Here is a 20,424-nt window from a genome sequence, read left to right on the forward strand (position 1 = left end):
ATTATGGGCGCGCTCCTCCTCCGCCTTGGAATCCGCCTCCGCCTCCACCTTCGCCTCTTTGGAAACCAGCAGGAGGACCGCCTTCTCCGCCAGGGAAACCGCCTGGCATCTGAGCGTTCGTCGTCGTAGCTTTGCGCGTCGGCATCACAACTTCATCGCCCTCTGCCAAACCGCTCAAGATTTCAACCTGTGTTTTACTGCGTATGCCCGTTTTAATTTCATGCTGTTCTTCAACGGTTCCATCCGCTTTCTTCAAGGAAACGGTGGATTTGCCCTTCGTTGTCGTAATTGCCTGAATTGGGACTACGAGAATGTCCTTTTTATCTTGAATGTAAATTTCAGCTGTTGCCGTCATCGCGTATTTGAGTACACTATCCGGATTCGGGATGGAAACAACGGCATCGTAAGTGGTTACTCCGTTGGTTGTCGTACCGACATTGGATACGGATGTCACTTCGCCTTCAAAAGATTTACCCGAAATCGCATCCACCTTCACGACAGCTTTCTGACCGACCTTCACACTCGTCAAATCCAGCTCATCCACGGCAATGGCCAGCTGCATCGTGCTTAAACTCGCTACCGCACCAAGCGTAGTATTCGCCGTGATTTGTGCTCCTACCGGATAGTTGCGGAGCACATTGCTTTTGCTGTTCGCAAAGTCCGCCGAGAACACGCCGTCGAATGGCGCTGTGATCGTCAATTGATTCACCTTCTGCTGCGCATCGTCGACTTTAATTTTTTGGCTGTCGATGGCCGCTTGCTTGCTGATGATGTTTTGCTGAAGATCATCGTTAAACAACGTTGCGATGAGATCCCCTTGTTTCACAGTGTCTCCGTCTTTAAATTTCAAGCTTTTGACCGTGCCGCTAGCTTCGGAAAAAATAGGCGTTGTGCGCACATAATCCAATGCGACTAGTTCTGTTGATTCAATCTTGCTATCGCCGCTTCCGATAGTGCCTTTCACTTTCATGCCGGCGGAAAGTGTCCCGTCATTCGTGACTAGTACCTCTACGTCAACGATCTTATTGCCGTTCGTATCAGCTTTCATTTCATGAGATACGTTGGATACCGTCCCAATCTTGGACAGTAAATATCCGTCTACCGTCAATTCGACGTTTTCCCCATTCTGCAGTTGAACAGCTTCTTGCAGAGGGAAAGCAAGTTTGACTTTAAACTGTGAAGTATCCGAAATCGTACCGATCTTCGTCGTTTTATTCACTTGACTGCCCACATCCAAATTGGAAGCCAAAGTAAGCTTTCCGCTCATTGAGGCCGATATACTCATATGGTTTTGCTCGCCCTGCAGCTCAGCGAGTTCCTTTTCCAACTGCTGCTGAGTTACCTGCGCTTCTTTCAGATTTGTTTCTGTGGAAGGAACAGACAACTCTACAAGTACGTCGCCCTTCTTTACCGCTTGGTTTTGAGTCAAATTCATTGTTTTAATAATTGCATCCACGGGTATTACGATATTTTGCTTATCTTTAGCATCTAGCTGAGAGGTTCCCGATATAGATGAAGATATGGCTCCTTTGGTTACCTTCATTGCCGATTGCTGCCCCGTAGCGGCTGCTACAGGCTTCGATTTGTTGTGTATGTAGTAGTAAGTTCCAGCACCACACAACATCGCAGCCACAACGACAATGATCCATTTTTTCTTCCGATTCATGTTCATTGTTGATTTCCCCTCTCCCATGTACCAAGACCACGATTGTCTTCGTCATATAGATCTCACATTTAGGAGTCTAAGGGGTTTGGCTGAAACCCTACTGAGCACAGGCTGAAAGAAAGTTGAAAGCTAACTTAACGTTTGCTGAAAATGGAAAAAAGTTATTTGTGTCTTTCATGTCAGTGGTATTGCTCTAGAATTGTTTAAAGTACATATGGGATCGTGGAGCTATCCAGAGTATGAGTTTAGCAAATTTTGAGGCGTTCCCCTCTACAGTGGCTTTATGTATGCAAGTGTAACAAGTTTGATCTGTCAATCCTGGCGTCAATTATCACTTTCCTTGAACGCTTACCCGCCAAAATGGATCACGATTCCTTTCGGTGCTTGTATTTATCTCAATTTCTTTATCCTTTATTATCGTCGCTGAACTAAAACGACTGAAAACAAAAAAACGGTCACTTAGGTAGCTTCTACCTTCTTGGACCGTTTTTTAGCATATTTTAAAGTTATCCATATAAATAGGATTTCACATCTTTTCCAACGTAAGCTTTCCAGATAATTAAATTGTACGGATTGTTCCAATCGATTTCATGATCCTCAATCATTTCATGAAGCCGATTGTTATTGAAGATGATGGACCCCTTCTGATCAAAAGCAACCCCATCTACCCACAACATCCGGTCGTCGGAAACGAATTTATGGAAACTGCGATCCCTTGCGTCGAAAAAACCGATCCCTTTTCCCTCCAACATCGTGTAAAACAAATTACCCCGATTATCCGCATGCATCCCGTCTGTTGTTGTCCCTTTGCTCCCAAGGACCTGCACGGAGCTATTTATTTGTTCGAGCGGTATTTGCTCGTTTCGTAATAGTTTCGTATGAACCGCGTACAAATTGCGGCCAGTTAATTGACAATAATAGAGTGTAGAACGGTCACCTGACAAAGCGATGCCACCGACTCCGATACGCAGCGGTTTATTTTTAAACACGGGCTTATAATCAATTTGAAAATGAAAGTCAGGGAAATCCTGCGTACTGAACTGCCCGTCGAGCACACGCCGGAACGTTTTCGTTTTCATGTTATACACAATAATGCCGCCACGTAACGGATGATCCGGGAAGCCGCAGCCGGAATCAGTAATATAAACAAAACCATTTTTATTATCCACCACGAGGTCATTAAGGAAGGAAGTCCGATACGGTGCGATCTCATCCGGAATGTCGATGGCGTCAACCAACGAGTTGCTGTTTAAATCCCAAATCAAAAGCTTCTGAGATCCTTCCGGCGAAGGCTCGAAGGCAATTTTTCCCTGATCCAGCAGCCACATGCGATTATATTCATCAATTTCAAAGCCGAGGACAGATTGCAGGGTAGTGATGTCGCCAACCTCATTCCATGCCCAACTTGGAAAAGCTTCAAGCAGCGGCTTATCTTCCTTGACCACGATGCGATTCATCGTTGCAGGAATATCGGGAGACCACCGCGGAACCGAAACGTAATACTGTCCTTGATGATCAACTTTCACACTGGCGGGAATCGCCTTTTTCCAAATTTGCTTCGTTTCAAATTCTTCCTTCATCACAGTCTGAGGAAAGTGCCAATCCAAACGGCTCCAATGACATATTATTTTATACATGGATATGAGCCTCCTGTGACTTGTAAGTAGTCATGCACCTACCATATTGGTATGCGCTCAGGAATAAGGCGTGTGGGCTGAAGCATGCGGCCAATATTAGTGAGGTCTTGTGTTCACTTCAAAAATCCAGACAGTTCCCCTTTTATCGATGCCAAAATCGTAGCCTAGCATCCCAATTCCGGGAAATTTGGCCTCTAATAACATGGTACAAGTCCGGGAAACGCCAACCATGGTGTCGATTTTGGATTTGACAAGCGCAGCAGGGAACGTCCGGCCCACAGCATGCCTGCCTCTCAGCTGTGTACCGCCTTGACACAGGTTCGTAACGAACAGACCTGGACGCGCTAATCGGCCCACAACCGCCCGAATCTCCCAAGTACGTCCGACTTTGGCCAGCTTAACCCGGTAATCCACGGGCCTGCCATCGATGGTAGTCAATTGTATGCCCTGTTGAAGCATCAACGGGCGGCTCTGGCGTATGCGATTAATGGCTTGCAGCAGCTCATTCCAGTTATAGACTCTTTTCGTACCCGCGTTGTGAAGCATGAAGCCGCTTCCTGCCCGTTGGATTTTCATCACACGGCTCCCACCGGTTCCAACGATTGGTTTGGCTACGACAAATTGAAATTGACGAAGCATTGCTGCTAGGTTCTCTGCGCTGTAGCGACGCATAGCTGGAATATGCTTGGCGACACCGGAATGCTGCAGCAGAACAGCGAACTTCGACCACTTACTAGCAACTCGACGCATGAAAGACTCCTCCTCAGTACATGCCATCCTTTATGCTAAAGTATGCGTGGTTCTTCCGAAGAGCAAGGGACAATCTGGAACTAATTTTTGTTCCTTGTGCACAAAAAAGAACAGGAAGAGCCCTGAGGGCACAAATAGTGCCCTCAGGGTCCTCTATGTGCCGCAGCATGGTGCCTGGCATGCCGGCGGCAAGACAGGGCCGAGGCTGTGACTCGGCGGAGGGGAACTGGGGTACCTTATTTTGTATTGAAATTGGTGGACTGTAGCTCCCTAAATAAAAAAGAAGCAGGCAGGGTTCCCCCCGCATCTGCTTCTTTCGGCTTTATTGTTCGTAACCCAATCTCAGCGGAATGCCGGACGGATCTTTTACCATAAAGATATTATCGATTTCACTCACTTGCACATTCGCCAGCTTCAAGCGCTCGATGGCCTCATTACGGGTCTGCTCGTCAGGAAACACCAAAGTGTAATAATCCAGCCCTGTGCCGTTGGCAGGCCGTAATGGCGCCTCCTCACCGGCCCAAACATTCAAACCGATGTGATGATGATAGCCACCAGCGGAGATAAACAAGGCTTTCATCGCCATGCGAGCATCAGCCGCCACATCGAAACCTAGAATATCGCAGTAGAATTCCTTGGACTTCTGCAAATTTTTAACGTGAAAATGAATATGCCCCATCACCGTACCGACGGGTAAACCGCTCCATACCGCACCTTCCGCCTCATGCAGCAAACCATCCCAGTCAATCGGATCTGCCGCCATGATATAGTTTCCTTCGGCGTCGCGGCGCCACGTGCTTCTTGGCCGATCACAATAAATCTCAATACCGTTATGATCCGGATCGGTGATATACAGAGCTTCGCTTACCAAATGATCCGCTTGACCAATATGGATGCCGGATTGGATCAAATTTTTCAAACTCAAACCAAGATCTTTCCGTGTCGGCAGCAAAATTGCAAAATGATAAAGCCCGGCTGCAGATCTGCGTGCTGTAATCCGTGCATCAGGCATTTCTTCCAATATTACAAAGGGTTCACTGCCGTCAATCGTCAATTCAGCCGATGTGGACGTTGTCTTGCCTAGGCGAAAGCCGACCGTTTCTTGATAAAAGCGTATGGAACGTTCTAAATTGGAGACCAACAATTTGATAATGCCAAGCTTCATATCCTTAGGCAGAGTCGCTGACATGGAAATCCCCCTTTAAATACTTACTATTTGTAATTAAGTTTAGTAAAGTTATTTAATTACGTCAAGGTGATGAAAATGGCTATGCTAAATTGCCCTTTTTCCTGCTCGCCAAGTCACCCAGGAACTACTTGCGTATAATATCGCACTAAAATAAAAAAGCGCGTCGATTGTTAACCAATCAATTACATAACCACCCAAAATCACTGCGAAGCCGGAGGTGATGGAAGTCCAGAAATGGAAATTCCCTATCACTTGGCCACGTTCGCCTTTAATTGTTAAATCAGCAAGATGAACTCGTTCACTCATCTTTTGCATTGCATTGCTAACTCCCATCAGAAGCTGCAAAACCAACACCAACAAATAATTCACTACCCAAGGAAAAATCAGCATTGCAGCCATCATGCCAAGCGAACTCCAAGTCATTAATCGTAGCCCATGACGATCCAACTTCGAGCCCACCCATTGAGAAACTGCAGCAGAACTAATTGTGAATACAGCAAAAGCAAGACCGTATTTCGAATAACTGTTTCCGAGATTTTTAAGAAACAACAGATAATACGGATAAATCATACCCGCTGCCAACGTCACGACGCTTTGTGAACGTATGAGCCATTTCGTATCCATGATTGGTTACTCTCCCTTGTAATCCGAATAAAAGTAATTCATGAATACATGATTCGGGTCGTACTGCTCTTTTTTCCGGAAGAATGTCTCATACCTTGGGTACGCTGATCGAAATTGATCAAGCCTAGGGTAAGCGATATACGGTAAATAATAAGAACCCTTATGCTTAATTACATGGTCAAGCACGTTCTGTATTCCTGACTGCACTTGCCCCTGCCCCTCCTTCGACAAAGGAACATCGAATAGGCAAACAAGAGCGAACATATCGTCTGTCGCATATGAAAGTAATGCTTCCTCATCATGGTTTACGTATCGTACTGTAAGGTTTAGAAGATTTAACTTCTCTGTCTGCAGCACAGTACTCAAGTCATGAACGAAACCAGCAAACTCTTTGACCGGGATAAAATACTCCTGCAAAATATCGTTGCTACCTGCCTGCCTATTCTCCATGAACAGAGACTCTGACCGCATGGCGTTATTCCGCGTTATCAGCGTGCCATCCTGTCTGGCAAAAACAGGCTTTTGAAGTTTCCAAAACAAATTCTTCCCCCAACTAAACGTCCTATTTAAATTAAACATCAATTTGGATATAAGCACGCCATCTTCCCTTACCTTCAGACGATCATTGCCTTCCAGAGGTGTTGAATAGTCTTTTAAGTAATTAATGGCATACATATCCTTCAGAAAATGGTCAGGAGCAACAGAAATCCGTGCTATATGCAGACGAATCTCAGGGTTAGCTTTCACCTGTTCTTCAAAATAATGACTGTACGAATCAACATCCATCGTATCGAAACGCAGCTTATACATTTCATTTTCAGTCAACGAGAGTGTTACGTCTAGAATAACCCCGAAAAGCCCATAACCGCCGATAACAAGGTCAAATAACTCAACGTTCTCATTTCGACTCACGTTCATAATACGGCCATCCGCAAGAAGCAGACGGAATGCTTCTACGCTTTTAATCAGTGATCCGTTTCGGATATCCCGACCATGTGCATTGACACTAAGGGAACCGCCCAATGTAAAAATGTTTTGCGACTGCATCGTTTTCACCGCCAACCCATACGGATTAACGTAATTTTGTACGTCTTTCCAGGTAGCACCAGCTTGGATTCGAATCCACTTTTGCTTGGGATCGAAAGCAAGCACACGATTGAATGATGTCATATCAATGACAACACTATCTTTGTAATACGTATGACCGCCTTGGCTATGCCTCTGCCCTGCAATAGAAGTTGTAAGACCCTTCTCCTGTGCTTCCTGCAAGATACCGCGTAGCTGCTCCTCCTCATGGCCTTTAACTACACTAGTTACTTTTACAGGGTGCAATCGACTATAGTCTGTGATGAGATAAGGGTCTTGATCTGGCGTATCGTTTTTCACATAATTAATGACGCATAAGATGACTAGAAGAAAGAAGGCAATCCATTTTTTCATCTTTGCCGTCTCCTCCTATTTATCTCTTATTCTATCATGTATGTAAAAATAGAATTATATTAAATAATGTAGATGTTTTTCGTTTTTCCAGCTTCCTCATGATTTAATAACTAAATCCATATTAACATATTTTCGCCTCTACCTATTAAACTAAACTCCCGTTAATTTAATCCCATTCTCCCGAAGGATTTCGGCTATATCTCACATATAAATTTTTTACAAAATTTATTTATCAAATTACATTTTTAATAAAAATTCATCAGCGTATAATTTTTGACATGAAGTCTCTGCATAAAATTCCCAACAGAGTCTTCTCTCGAATCACATTTGTGCTAAGTGTAAACCGCATATCGATAGCGCTAGGCAGCAGTGGCGGATACATTCTCTAGGAGGTGGCCCGTTTGTAACAATTAATCAATTTTGAAAGCGTTTCCCAACCAGGTTCGAAGTAACAGATGCCAACAAGAATAGTAATTTGTCAGCTAAAAAGGAGGTTATTTTATGGGGAAAATAAATAAATCCAAATGGTTATTGTTTTGCTTTTCGATCGTATTTGGCTTGATTGTATCGATGCCGGGACTGGCTTATGCTGCTCCGATTCACGCTGGCCCACAATTTGTGGACGGCTATTATGCAGATCCTGATGTACAGATATATAATGGCACATATTGGGTGTATCCGACACGTTCGACTCAAGCGGGAGAATCCAACACTGGTGCAAAATCTGTGGACATTTTCTCTTCAACGGACATGGTTAATTGGACCAAATACTCAAATGTCATCAGTTCGGCCAATATATCATGGTTGCAACATTCACTGTGGGCACCGAGCGGGGCTTATCGTGATGGGAAATATTATATCTATTTTGCCGCTAACGCAATTAATGGCGATGGACAATTAGGCGGAATAGGCGTTGCAGTCGCTGATCATCCAGAAGGGCCATATACCGATGCAATTGGCGCCCCCCTTATCAATGTTGTACGAAATGGCGCAGGTCCCATGGATCAAGATGTATTTATCGATGATGACGGTCAGGCGTATATGTATTATGGCAGTTGGGGCGAGTGTAATGTTGTAAAGCTTAACGCTGACATGAAATCTCTGGGAACATGGCCCGACGGAACCGTCTATAAGAAAGTTACGCCTGCGAAAACGGGCGATAATGACTACTTTGAAGCGCCTAAAGTGTTCAAGCGAAACGGGATTTACTATATGAATTATGCTGCAGGTGTATGGGCTGATTCATCTTATAAGGTCATGTATGCAACGTCCAGCTCTGTAACAGGACCATTTGTGCCACAAGGGATTATGCTGCATACGGATACGACGACAGCAGATGGCCCTGGTCATAATGGTATTGTTCAATCCCCAACAACTAATGATTGGTACATTTTTTACCATAAACGTTATCTGAATAATTCCCAACGCGTACTGGCGTATGATAAATTTGAGTTTAATCCTGATAATACGATTAAGCCAGTCGAAATGGCCGAAGAAGATAACTTTGACGACGGTAATGATACAGGATGGACAACATATGGCGGTGCATGGACAGTATCTGGCGGGCAGTATAGTGCAGCATCAAACCCGGGTGCCAAGGCTCTTTTGGATACCAATTTCTCAGATCTGATCTATGAAGCTGATGTGACACCGGGGTCAACTGGCAATGCGGGTCTGGTATTTAGGGTATCCAATCCTGGAACGGGTGCAGATGCTTACCAAGGCTACTATGCGGGACTCGATGTTCCCAATCAGCAAGTGTTGATTGGCAAGGCCAACAATAACTGGACCTCGCTTGCCACGGCTCCGATGAGCTTAACCGCTAATACAAAGTATCATGTTAAAATAGTCGCACAAGATGACTCCCTTAAGGTTTATGTTGGAGATATGACGACATCAAAGGTTAGTGTGACGGATTCAACTTATAAGGGAGGAAGTGTAGGCGTTCGAACCTATGATTCAGCGGCCAAATTTGATAATATTTCCGTTCAAAGCAGCCGATACGAGACAGAAAATTTAATTGTAAGCGCTACCTCTGGCGACAAACACACCATGTTTGGAAATGGAACTGGTCGTGACCTCAGCTTGAGCGGCGGATTTGGAACTGCGTTGGAAGCCAACGCTGTCAATGACTATGTGACATACACGGTGAATGTGCCCGAGGCACGCAGCTATAGTGTAAGGGTCGGAGTGAAAAAGGGACCCAACAGAGGGCAGTTCCAATTGTCGGTAAACGGTGTAAATCATGGTGTGGTTCAGGATTTATACTCAACTGGATTTAACTATGTGGAACTGAATGTCGCCAACATCACCTTCAGCTCGGCAGGCGATAAAGCTTTCAAGTTTACTGTTGCAGGTAAAAATGGCTCAAGTTCAGCCAACCATCTTTCACTTGATTACATTAAACTAGTACCAAACTGATGCAAATAGTAACACCTAGACCTTGGTCTCCCTGGTCTAGGTGTTTTTTCTATTTCGCATCGTGAAAAATAATCCCCAAACTGTATCTTGTACCTGTAGTTACAGTACTTACACCGTGTCTAAGTGTCGTTCTATAATAACCACGGGTTCCTAATACGGGCCGATGGTTGGTCGGAAAAATAAGACCTTCCCCTTGATTCAGGGTTATGACATGCCCTTGGCTTTGCGCCCGCGGCCGCTGCTCCACCAATAAAAATTCACCACCTGTGAAATCCACTTCTTTTTGATTGAGAGCGAATACGACCTGAAATGGGAAGAATACTTTCCCATACAAATCCTGATGCAAGCAATTATACCCTCCTGCTTCATATTTCAATATCAATGGGGTTGGTCGGTTCTGACCCTCTTGATGACATTGTGCAAGGAATTCTTCCAGTGTTGCCGGATATGAAGCATCGTGGCCTAATTGTTTGAGCCAGCGATTCGCCGTTATAGCAAGCTCCGGATACAACCCTTCACGCAGCCTCTTTAACAATGATGGGAGTGGAGCACTGTAATATTTGTATTCACCAACCCCAAACCGATATCGAGACATGTCGATAGTCGTTCGAAAGAGACCTTCTTCTTCGTAAGTGTTGATGAGCTCTTGACATTCGTTTGTCTTTAACAAACGGGGTAGTTTAGCATAAGCATTTTCGTCCAGCATTTGCTGAATACAATTCCAATCCAAATTCTCTACGCTTAACAAGAGGTTTTCAGGCATATTGTAAGTCTCCCCCTTCTGATAATGGTGTCCACAAACAGTATAGCCCCAAAATAAGCTCTTGTACGTATTCTGGAATATGACAGCAAGATAACGAAATTCATTCAATGAGATTTTATGTTACGAATATACGTCGTTACTCCGACGGCTCCCGATGCGGCTTCGAAAGTTCCAAACACTCAAAACAAACGAGGCTTTTGTCCTCCAAAACAACACCGTCCAGAAACCCTTCCCGGCAATAAATCGGTTTACTGCACTTTGCACAAGTACCAACAAGTTCATGCATACTGCGCCCTCCCCCGATAAGACTAGCCGCACACAACCGAAAAATAATGTTCAAAAAAACGCGTTCGGTCAACCGCTGATTTCATAGACGCCCTCCGCTCTATCCGACTTTACTCCTAATAAATACCTTCCGCGTGTGCAGGAAGTTCTCTTACATGTGCCAAATGAGCCGAGACCTTCTCGTCTTCGTCCACATTATAAGCATAACCACAATATTGAGCTACTTCCTTTGCTGTTTCCCTGAAAAGCTCACACATGATAAAAAGTCCTTGCCACATACGATCATAATCCCCATCTGGATAGGTTTGAACAAATGCCGTCCACTGAACGGGTGCAAGGTATTTCTCGAAATACTTGCCGCATTTTCCGGAGTCAACAGCGAATTCGGTTTTGATTCCGATATGCCATTGAAGCATCCTGATTAACATATCCCGCACGGGGTGCTCGTACATGAATTTCGCATAGACAAGCTCTTTGCGCCATAATCCTTTCGCTATATAGGTACTCACCCACCAGAACTCGTTGCAGCAACCTGCAAATTGAGATGAAGTAGGCGGATGTGTCAAATAGTCGCGGTTGTTTGGTTCATCAAATGGTTCGATAATTCCATCCTTGTCCAGCAGAAGCACGCTCAAGCTGTCTCTATGCCAAGTGGCGATATGGTCTACTTCGTAGAAGGATAAATCAATGCGGTTACCGTCCGTAAATTGCATAAGGAATGTAAATTTATGTATGGGTTCTGAAACTTTCTCCCCCATCTCATCCGGTGTTTGCATGATCATAATTTTCCCGAAGCGGTCAATCCAACTGCGATCTTGAATAAAGGATTGCACAGAGGTCACCACGTACACAATGTCATAATCCTGAAAAATATCCTTCGGAACGTTCGGATTGACGCGTGAACCGTTCATGATGACCGCTCGAATGTTTTCGCTCTCTTGTGCAAACCCTAGAAGGAGTGCAAGCATCTCTTTTTCAGTTCTCATTTCGATTCCTCCACATCCTACAAATATTCACGTTTCATAATACTCACGTTTTCTTTATGGCACTCTTCCGTGAAGGAAGATGGAAAAGCATGCTCTTGATGAAGCGCCTCTAGCGCTGATACATCGTTCGCGACAACAGACTGGCGGAGCCTTTCCAGGTAATCGGCTGCCACTTCCACACGTCTCTTCATTTCACCTTGATCGGATGTGGCTAAGCCATGACCAGGGACTAATAGCTGTACATGATGCTGCTCGAGGATTCTGCTGCTTTTCTCAAGTGTCTGATTGTACGCCTTCGCGCTATCGTAAATGAAAGGCAATTCAAAATCCGATAAATAGTCCCCTGCAATCAGAATGCCCAAGGGTTCAACTACCGTCATTAATCCGTCTGCTGTGTGTCCTGGCGCCAAATAGAAGGTCAAAGTCGCTTCTCCCAGGTGTAACTGCTGTCCATCCTCCTGGATCACGATATCCAGCTCGGGAAATAGAATCGGATAATTCCTGATCACATAATTCTCGTTGTCAAAGTTCTTAATAAGCTTCAGCTTATGGTCTTTCTTGGGGTGGTTTTGGAGCGCCAAACTTCCAATTGTTTTCGCGCCCGGGAACGCCTGATAGCCAATGATATGATCGAAATCTCCATGTGTAAAAAGCAGATAAATCTCCCGCTCTCCCTGGATGGATTGGACATAATGTTGGATGGCTTCAATTTCATTCGGCAGCCAATTTGGATCCACGATGATGATCATTTCATTCGTTTGTATGACGGTCGAAGTGGTTTGAAACAGTGCGCTTTGGAAAACGGTCACAGCTTCATTTTGCAATTGAATCATAGGTTTCTCATCCTTCTTTCTACGCAAATCGTACTCGTTATTCTATCTTACGTTTACATGTAAGCACAATAATTGCCATGGTTAATAAACCCATCGTACCCATTAATCCACTAAAGCCCGCCATGATTTTCTATGGTACAGTTATCCCATAAAGCCTTTTTACTACCAAATTTGGAATAAGGATGTGTCATCACATATGAAAAAACTAGTTATATCTACCACGGTAGCGCTTTCTGTACTATTTTCGACGGTTGGGGTGTCAATGCCTGCTTCTGCATCGGCACAAGAGATTTATGCCACGAACGGTCATAAATTTGTAAATACAGCAAAATCTTATATCGGTAAAGTAACTTACCGTTTCGGTACCAAAGATCCGGCGCATCTCACTTTTGATTGCTCTGCATTTACACAATTTGTATTCAAGCAAAATGGCGTTAATATCCCTTGGGGCTCCAAAGCTCAAACGAGTTTCGGTTCCCGCGTGCCAAGCAAGAGCCAATTAGCCATCGGCGACCTTGTCATGTTCAGCGTGAGCAAGCCTGGCCAAATCGATCATGTAGGGATTTATGTTGGAAATGGTAATTTCATAAGTAACACGAAGAGCTCCGGCGTTGTCATTACGTCTTTAAACACAGGTTACTGGAGTACTCGCTACATAACAGCTAGACATTATTAATCCTATATATTAGGCATACTTACTAAAAAGAGAGTTCAAGGAATATCCATTCCTTTGAACTCTCTCCCTTTTTCACTGATTATGATCTCACAGTTTGCTCCAAAATACGCTGTTTAATTTCCTCCGGATGATCGATCTGAAACACAACTTTGCCAAATTCATGTTCCTCCAATTCAAGAACAACGACATCCTTGTGATTTTCATAAGAAATGAAGCACCATCTGTTCCCGATCAGAAAACGACCTTCTCGAATGTCGGCGACCGAAGTACCCACCCGGAATTGAAACATCGATAGTTTAAAATCTTCAATCGACACTTTTTTGATGTTTTTAAAAGGGATTTCTACATGACGTTTTAACGCGGCAGCACTAGTCAATCCTGATAGATGTAGAATAAGGCGGTCATTCGTATATTCAACGGTTCTTGGCATAGGAGTACCTCCGAGCTTCAAATTTTTTCCATTCAGCATTACTTTCCTAAACTTATCTGAACATCTATAATACGATTAAGTGTACAAGATCGTTCACACGACCTATCGAGATCTGAGAATGATTTCATCTAAAATAGGTTTTGTTTTTATGTTTAGTTTTCAATAGAATGATTAAATTCGCTAACAACTATGCAAAGAAGGAATCAGCATGCCGTTTCTCCGTTTCAAAGGATTTCAGAAAGACTTCGTTTCTTCGATCTCAACCAATGTGGTGCAGGAGTTTTCAAAGGTAACCGGCGTCTTGCCGCAAAAGGTGAAAATCGAGCTTCTGCTAATAGAACAGCTTAGCAATTCACCGCAATCGCTGGAAATTCTCATGTTTCCAAGAGATCAGGAAATGCACGACCGTATTGCGCAAGAGATGAATAATCTGCTAGCCGCGCATGGCTATGGCGATGTTCATATCTTCTTTATCCTATTGTCCCCTCATTTGTATTACAAAGAAGGACAACCCTTGAAGTCCATTTCGGAAGAACCCATCTCCTTAACATGATTCCGGTCATGAGGAACAAGTAAAAAACCTCCCTTACCACAACTGTGGTTTGGGAGGTTTTCTTTTTCTATATTTGCTTGTCAGTCTTTAATTGGACGAGAGCGGCAATGTTACGTGTGGTGATCGAGTGAACGCCCATTTGACTAAAATGCTCCATCTCATCTACCTCATTGACTGTCCAAATGCAGACATCTAGCCCATACTCCGCTGCAATTGGCAGCAGTTCAGGTGCGACCACGCGATAATTCAAATTAAGCCCGAAACAGGCTGAAGCTGCGGCGTCTTTACAAATTTGATGAGCAACCTCCAAGTAAGGAGCACTCGTCATAAATAAAGCAGGATCAACGTTTAACAGCTTGCGTAGACGCGGATTTACTCGCTGAACAAGCTGGGCACGGTCTTTCTCGCAGCCGGACAAGAAAACCTGATCCAGCAGTTGATTCTTTTCAATCCATGCCGATATGGGTTCTACACATGCATCTGATTTAAGGTCCAAATTCATCCGCACACCGGACTTCCTCAGGTAAGGAAGTACAGCGTCCAAAGAAAGAATGCGCATGGTTTCACCAGGAGCCCCGTTATGGGCTTTAACATCTATCTGTTGCAATTGTTCATAGCTCATCTGAGAGATCCAGCATTCTGTGCCGTCTGCCAAATGAACATTATCATCATGGGAAAGAACAAGAATTCCATCAGCCGTAACAAGAATATCCTCTTCCAGGATATCGGCTCCGCATCTTAACCCAGCTTCGATGGATTTGAGCGTATTATCCGGTGTACCCATACAGCCGGTGTGGGCTGTCATTCGTGGAAATGAACTCATTTATCGCCTCCTCCTCTATCCTCTGACAGATAAATCGCATTCGTAAATCCAATTAACGTATGGACGTTGCAAAAAACACCGGACATCTCCGCTCGCATCCATGTAACGCCTGTTAAATCAAGCTCTATTGTCAGATGAGATTGGTCTCGCGTCAGTTTCAATACGGCAAGTTCCCCCTTGTTGCTAACCAGTTTCATCTCTAACGGATGATCCGGAAGCTCCCAGTGGCCCTCTCTTGCCGTAAAATCGACGCCAACCGTGACTTCCGTCAGCTCACCCTGCTTAACTTGAATGCTGTCGCCGATCTCTGCCCCTTCACGGCCGGATTGACCAACGCGCAGCTGCGGCAGCGGCCCCATGGAAACCGCGACCGCTCCGCGTTTCAACGCATCAAGTGCCGCAGCGACAATGCCTGAGCTTGCCACGAGCGAATCGCTTAATCCTAAATAAGTCGCAGAAATCGGCTCTGAAACCGGATCAGACACGTGCCAATCTCTGCCGCTCGTCGCGGCAATCTGATAACCCTGATTAAGCAGATCCGTCCACATTGCGAATGCGCGTGCGTTATTTCTCCGAATCGATGGGAACAACCCTGACCATACCTCAATATAATCGATCTCGTTCCAGTCCGAGACCTCGAACTCCCAGTAGCAGCCTGTGCACATGGGACTGCCGACACGAAAAGGATGCGCCAGCCCGACAAGCCCGCCTTGGCGATGAACACCTTCTATGCCTCTATGAATGTGAAACGGACTTAAATTTCGCCAATCGACATACTCGGACAATCCGAGTGTCAGCATGTGACCAAAGAAAGTGGTCCATTCCAATCCCGGGATCACCTCGACCCCGGTTGCGGCCACGACCTCATCACGATTCGAAAGACCTGTCATCGTATTATGATCTGTTAGCGCGACACCCCGCAGCCCTAATTCTCTGGCAGCTTCAGCTAGCTCTAACAGGGATTGCTTGCCGTCACTGTGAAAGGTATGACAGTGAAGCTCAAATGGCAGCCATTGCTTCATGCGTCTGCACCTCCGTCCCATACCTGCAGGCGATAGCGGCATTCCTCGGTTACAACACAATGAACATTAATCATGATCTTTAGTTGCCCCCTCGGGAAGACACCCGGGGTAAATCCGGGAGAAGCCTCCGTAGTAGTAACCGTGAGGTGTTGGACAGGATCATGGCGGTGTCCGGCGCCGCGAAATCCATGCTCATCATCGAAGGATAATGTCAATAAATTCTGCAAAGGCAGAAACTCCCGCCAATTGTAGGAGGCTCTATGTTCTTCCAGGATGTATTGGTTAAGTCCTTCGCGAATCAATGCCTCCGCTTGCTCCTCATCCTCCAGCTTTTTCGGCTCATAGGCGAATTTCACATGAAGTTCATGGCAATCTTTAGGCAGATGAAGCGTGTAAGTAATATGACTTTTGGAACAGCTCGGTGTTACGGTTCCTTCTGCAATCAACAAAGTTTTCATCCTAAAACCTCCTTCTTGATAATAGCACCTCGGGGTACAATAGGGTAAGCGCTTAACCTAATCTTAATAATTCAGACCGTTCTATCTTCTCAAATCTATCACTTGAGAGGTAGAACGGCCTCGTTTATTGCTTATTGTAAGATGTACATGAGTTCCGTATAACAAGCTCCGGCAGCAAAACAACCCGCTGTTTCAACACTTTCTCTCCTTTAATCTCCTCTACGAGCAGATCAACCGCCCTGCGTCCAATTTCCTGGATTGGTTGAGCAATGGTGGTAAGGGGAGGATCAATCAAAGTTGCGAGAATCGTATTATCGAAACCGACGACCGATAGCTCGTTCGGCAGCTGCATGCCCGCAACTCTAGCCGCGCGAATGGCGCCGATAGCTAACAGATCGTTGCAAGCGAACACCGCCGAAGGCTTGTCTTCGAGCTGTAGCAGGTGGGCCATCGCCTGCTGGCCGGTCTCTACGGAAAAACCGCCTGTAGCGATCAACCGTTCCTCAACCTGCAAACCGGCATGGCTCAAAGCTTACTTGCAGCCTCTGAGTCGCTCCCGGTTGCTCATATTATCCATATCCTCAACGAGGATAGCAATTCGCTTATGACCTAATTCCAATAGATGGTTGCCCGCCTGGAAACCCCCAAGATAGTCGTCAACCATAACCGTATCCACGGCTAGCGTTGGCATTTCGCCCGTAATTAAAGCAATCGGAATGTTTTGTTGGATCAGCTTTTTTAAAAACTGATCATTCTGAATTCGGGTCGCCGAGATGATTCCGTCTACTCGCTTCTGTGAGAGCAGCGATAAATATTTCACTTCTTTGTCCGGATCGTTATCGGTGTTACATATAAACACGTTAAAACCATGCTCGTGTCCCCGATCTTCGACAGACCGGGCTATCTCGGCGAAGAAAGGATTCGCCAAATCGGGTAGCGTAAGTCCGATTGTGTAAGTGCTTTTCCCCGTTAACGCTGCCGCTACCATACTTGGCTGGTATTTCAGCTGCTCCATTACGCTATGTACGTGCTTCCGCGTCTTATCGCTGATTCGGCCCGTGGCGTTGATAACTTTGGAGACGGTAGCGATGGATACCCCGGCGGCTTGGGCAACATCGTAGATGGTCGGTTTCATTCCTTGCCCCTCTCAATAAACGTTCCTATCACAGACAATCCATATTGGCTTTATCATACGATATGAACCGCCGAGCTGTAAACGTGAGAATAGCAATTAATTGATTATTCTAAATGTATGCACTTCAAATGGTTTCGTTATCAGTCGAATACGATGATTACTTAATGGCATGTTGTCTTGATCGCGTTCCAGAAGATTCGTCACGCGGACTTCTTTGACCTGCTCCGGGAGAACAATCTCAACTTCTCTCAGAACGCCTGTGCATTCACGAATACGCAGGATACAGCCTTGCCCATTTTCTGCAACTTTCCAGCAGCTAACCGCCATCCCATCCAGTCCCGCCGGAAGGATGTCTTGCATCGTTTGGAGCTCATCTGCAGGCGCAGCAATCGTAACCGTTTGTGTCATCGTCTCCTGTGCCACTTTCCAAACCTCGCCTTCTCGCCAATCACCGGCATGCGGAACCAAACGAAAACGATAATGCAAGTCGCCGCCGCTCCATTGCGGGAAATTCGTCCCCCACCAATTGTTGAATACATTGAAATACAGCTCAGGCTGCTCCGGCTTGTACGCGTGCTCGAAGTCCCACATGCCATTTTTCCCGATAAAAAAGAGCGGCGAGTCGAGCGGAATGATCGCCATTCCCGCGAATCCATTGGAAATATCGACAAAATGCTCACAGCAATGAAGCAGTGTGCTCGATGAACGAATCGTATCCGTGAGCGGATTCACGACTGAGCCCAGCTTATTGATACTGTATTGCGGACGTTCAAGCTTCAGCGGGAAAACGATATGTCCCGATTCTGCCAGCGGGGTTTCCTGTTTGGCATGCAGCTTGTAGGCAACATCCAGATACGGAGAATCTTCAGTCAACGAGAATGTCCATTCGATAGAACTCGCATTGCCATACTCCGTCGTAGTTTCAATGTCTGTGGCTGCTTTGCAAGTAAGGCCGACGGAACCGCCGTTTTCCCAGATTTGAATATCCGCAGCTTGCGTAGTGAACGTAAGCCTTTTCTGCTGTTCCGGATAATCGGTTTTACCAAAGTCATGGACACCCCAATCGTAAAAGCGATAGGCGTATTTCTTCAAATAACGCGTGATCTCTTTATTGGAGTAAATATCGTATTTATACTGACCAAAACCGGTTTCCGCGCGATCGTCGATCCATTCCTTACGGAGCTTTTTATCCCAGAGGCTTTGAACCCAGCCCGTGTTTCGATCCACTTTTACGATGATAAAAGGATTTTCGATAACAGCCTGGGTCTCCGTTAGATAAGCTCGCGCTAGCCCTTTATTTTCAGCGGCAAGAGTCTGACCGTGTTTCTTCACATAATTCAGCGTCTTATAGCCAAGCGCAGGCAAGCCGGAGATGTAAGCTTCAGCACCACCCTCGGACGGCTTTAAGGCAATCGCTTCGCCCGTTTCCGCATCGACTAGTACCTCATCGTCAGCGGGAAGATCGCTTTCTTGAATCCATGTTTTGGCCGCACGGCTCCAGCCCAAATTAGAGTGGACTCGCAGCGCCCTTGCAGCCTGACTATCTGTCCATTGTCCGCTTGTCAATTCCGCTTTTGCCTCATGCAAAGAGCTCTCCGCTTTGTTCAAATAGTCAACCTGTTCCGCCCATGATTGTTCCATGCGTTGATAACGTTCACTCTGCTTTAACTGCAGGAATGATTTCTTATCGTAAGCGACTCTCGGAAAAAGGAATGTCTTGCAATCCATCCCCCATGTATGCTCGCCAAACAGCAGCGTGTGCTCATAGCTTTCATCGATGAAGGCTTTTACTGTCTTCTCAGACTCTATTTTTGCACCCTCAAAATGTTTCACAGCTACTGCGCTTTCCACTGCGGTAACCTCACTTCTTAACGCTCTTACCCTTGCCACCTCGCGCGGCGCAGTTCCAACCCCATGGATCCAAGAATCGGCCATATCGCCGCGAATCACCGGCAATTCCGGATTCCGTGCTAAGAAATCCGCTGCGAAGTCGCCCAAGCTGCCGATATGCAGCTCTGCCGTTGAACCGCTTTCACGAATGGAGGCTTTCATTTCTTCGATAATACTAGCGTCATGCGGCCCGTGATTATCGCTGGTCTGAATCATCGCAAGCCACACGGGATGCGTCCACTCTTCCGGCGGCAAAATGCCCGTCCCATAGGACCCTTTGGAATAAAACGTCAACAAACGCTCGCCATCAGGGCCTTCCCAGTAAAAGACCGGCGGAACGTCAGGCGGTGTTGTAGCCGGATTGCAGCCGAGATGCAGAAACTCCACGCCTGCTTTTTTGAGGAGTGACGGCACGACCCAGGTATGGCCGGGTACATCCGTCATTTTGGCATCCTTCGGATCGTAGCCATAGAGGTTGGTAAGTCCTTCCGATACATACATTCCGCGAATCCATTCCTCTAAACCGCAAAATTCCGTATGCGTCGTATAAGGAAGCTTATGCCAAATCAGCTGTCGATTCTCCAGATAGGCAAGCGCCTTCTGCTTCTCTTCCTCTTGGCTGCCCTTCAAGGATTGAAGCAGCGGCCAAGCTGACATGGTCCAAACATATTTTTCATGTTCCTCATTCGTATGGGTTTGATCACAAATCTCGATAACATCCTTCAGCATCTCGGAGCGATAACGCCCCACAACGTCTGAAACTAATCCTGTAAATCCAATATCAAAATGCGTTTTAAAAACGACATAAATCTTCTCAAGTGTCATTCCTCTGTCTCCTTCTGA

General features: G+C 45.7%; 18 protein-coding genes and 2 pseudogenes. 4 read left to right on the forward strand and 16 right to left on the reverse strand.

Features of this window, described 5'->3' with window-relative positions; genetic code table 11:
- Position 1 precedes the first annotated feature (1 nt).
- Complete coding sequence (locus PCH02S_RS21600; protein ID WP_164819668.1) at positions 2–1,672, reverse strand: efflux RND transporter periplasmic adaptor subunit; 1,671 nt, start codon at positions 1,670–1,672, stop codon at positions 2–4.
- Positions 1,673–1,823: 151 nt separating this feature from the next.
- Here PCH02S_RS21600 and PCH02S_RS21605 point away from each other — a divergent pair.
- Positions 1,824–2,084 (forward strand): annotated as a pseudogene (locus PCH02S_RS21605) (DUF817 family protein); the annotation flags it as partial.
- 88 nt (positions 2,085–2,172) lie between these two features.
- Here PCH02S_RS21605 and PCH02S_RS21610 read toward each other — a convergent pair.
- From PCH02S_RS21610 to PCH02S_RS21630, 5 genes are all read right to left on the reverse strand, one after another.
- The gene (locus PCH02S_RS21610) at positions 2,173–3,303 is read right to left on the reverse strand and encodes an L-dopachrome tautomerase-related protein (protein ID WP_127456029.1); all 1,131 of its coding nucleotides are present in this window, start codon (positions 3,301–3,303) and stop codon (positions 2,173–2,175) included.
- 96 nt (positions 3,304–3,399) lie between these two features.
- Entirely contained in the window at positions 3,400–4,053 is a 654-nt protein-coding gene (locus PCH02S_RS21615; protein WP_127456030.1) for a YheC/YheD family protein, read from the reverse strand.
- A gap of 322 nt (positions 4,054–4,375) precedes the next feature.
- Positions 4,376–5,242, reverse strand: coding sequence for a VOC family protein (locus tag PCH02S_RS21620; protein ID WP_127456031.1), 867 nt, complete (start codon positions 5,240–5,242; stop codon positions 4,376–4,378).
- A gap of 84 nt (positions 5,243–5,326) precedes the next feature.
- The gene (locus PCH02S_RS21625; protein ID WP_127456032.1) at positions 5,327–5,866 is read right to left on the reverse strand and encodes an MFS transporter; all 540 of its coding nucleotides are present in this window, start codon (positions 5,864–5,866) and stop codon (positions 5,327–5,329) included.
- Between the two features lie 6 nt (positions 5,867–5,872).
- On the reverse strand, positions 5,873–7,306 hold the full coding sequence (locus PCH02S_RS21630) for an FAD-binding oxidoreductase (RefSeq protein ID WP_127456033.1): 1,434 nt from the start codon (positions 7,304–7,306) through the stop codon (positions 5,873–5,875).
- 501 nt (positions 7,307–7,807) lie between these two features.
- Between PCH02S_RS21630 and PCH02S_RS35810 the strand changes: the two genes are divergently transcribed.
- Positions 7,808–9,727 (forward strand): family 43 glycosylhydrolase, encoded by a 1,920-nt coding sequence (locus tag PCH02S_RS35810; protein WP_164819669.1) that lies wholly within the window; start codon positions 7,808–7,810, stop codon positions 9,725–9,727.
- A gap of 49 nt (positions 9,728–9,776) precedes the next feature.
- On the opposite strand, the gene PCH02S_RS21640 is transcribed toward PCH02S_RS35810, so the two are convergent.
- From PCH02S_RS21640 to PCH02S_RS21650, 4 genes are all read right to left on the reverse strand, one after another.
- On the reverse strand, positions 9,777–10,490 hold the full coding sequence (locus PCH02S_RS21640) for a 2OG-Fe(II) oxygenase (protein WP_127456034.1): 714 nt from the start codon (positions 10,488–10,490) through the stop codon (positions 9,777–9,779).
- 136 nt (positions 10,491–10,626) lie between these two features.
- Positions 10,627–10,776, reverse strand: coding sequence for a hypothetical protein (locus PCH02S_RS35815; protein WP_164819670.1), 150 nt, complete (start codon positions 10,774–10,776; stop codon positions 10,627–10,629).
- 115 nt (positions 10,777–10,891) lie between these two features.
- Positions 10,892–11,761, reverse strand: coding sequence for an aminoglycoside 6-adenylyltransferase (locus PCH02S_RS21645; protein WP_127456035.1), 870 nt, complete (start codon positions 11,759–11,761; stop codon positions 10,892–10,894).
- A gap of 17 nt (positions 11,762–11,778) precedes the next feature.
- Positions 11,779–12,594 carry an MBL fold metallo-hydrolase gene (locus PCH02S_RS21650; protein ID WP_127456036.1) on the reverse strand — a complete coding sequence of 272 codons (816 nt, stop codon included), beginning with the start codon at positions 12,592–12,594 and terminating at the stop codon, positions 11,779–11,781.
- A 196-nt stretch (positions 12,595–12,790) separates the two neighbouring features.
- Here PCH02S_RS21650 and PCH02S_RS21655 point away from each other — a divergent pair, with 196 nt between their 5' ends.
- The gene (locus tag PCH02S_RS21655) at positions 12,791–13,270 is read left to right on the forward strand and encodes a C40 family peptidase (protein ID WP_127456037.1); all 480 of its coding nucleotides are present in this window, start codon (positions 12,791–12,793) and stop codon (positions 13,268–13,270) included.
- Between the two features lie 79 nt (positions 13,271–13,349).
- Here the strand turns inward: PCH02S_RS21655 and PCH02S_RS21660 are convergent, their stop codons facing one another.
- Complete coding sequence (locus tag PCH02S_RS21660; RefSeq protein ID WP_127456038.1) at positions 13,350–13,700, reverse strand: hypothetical protein; 351 nt, start codon at positions 13,698–13,700, stop codon at positions 13,350–13,352.
- Between the two features lie 208 nt (positions 13,701–13,908).
- Between PCH02S_RS21660 and PCH02S_RS21665 the strand changes: the two genes are divergently transcribed.
- Positions 13,909–14,253 carry a DUF1904 family protein gene (locus PCH02S_RS21665; protein WP_127456039.1) on the forward strand — a complete coding sequence of 115 codons (345 nt, stop codon included), beginning with the start codon at positions 13,909–13,911 and terminating at the stop codon, positions 14,251–14,253.
- Positions 14,254–14,320: 67 nt separating this feature from the next.
- Here PCH02S_RS21665 and PCH02S_RS21670 read toward each other — a convergent pair whose 3' ends face one another.
- From PCH02S_RS21670 to PCH02S_RS21690, 5 genes and pseudogenes are all read right to left on the reverse strand, one after another.
- Positions 14,321–15,076 carry a glycerophosphodiester phosphodiesterase gene (locus tag PCH02S_RS21670; protein ID WP_127456040.1) on the reverse strand — a complete coding sequence of 252 codons (756 nt, stop codon included), beginning with the start codon at positions 15,074–15,076 and terminating at the stop codon, positions 14,321–14,323.
- Positions 15,073–16,098: a CehA/McbA family metallohydrolase gene (locus tag PCH02S_RS21675; protein WP_127456041.1), complete on the reverse strand. Its 1,026-nt coding sequence runs from the start codon at positions 16,096–16,098 to the stop codon at positions 15,073–15,075. Before PCH02S_RS21675 ends, PCH02S_RS21670 begins: the two co-directional genes overlap by 4 nt.
- Positions 16,095–16,556: a hypothetical protein gene (locus PCH02S_RS21680; protein ID WP_127456042.1), complete on the reverse strand. Its 462-nt coding sequence runs from the start codon at positions 16,554–16,556 to the stop codon at positions 16,095–16,097. Before PCH02S_RS21680 ends, PCH02S_RS21675 begins: the two co-directional genes overlap by 4 nt.
- 124 nt (positions 16,557–16,680) lie before the next feature.
- Positions 16,681–17,691: pseudogene (locus PCH02S_RS21685) on the reverse strand (LacI family DNA-binding transcriptional regulator).
- Between the two features lie 96 nt (positions 17,692–17,787).
- Entirely contained in the window at positions 17,788–20,406 is a 2,619-nt protein-coding gene (locus tag PCH02S_RS21690) for a glycosyl hydrolase-related protein (protein WP_127456043.1), read from the reverse strand.
- Between the last annotated feature and the right edge of the window lie 18 nt (positions 20,407–20,424).

This window comes from Paenibacillus chondroitinus NBRC 15376, from assembly GCF_004000765.1.
In the GTDB taxonomy this organism is placed as follows: Bacteria; Bacillota; Bacilli; order Paenibacillales; family NBRC-103111; genus Paenibacillus_E; species Paenibacillus_E chondroitinus.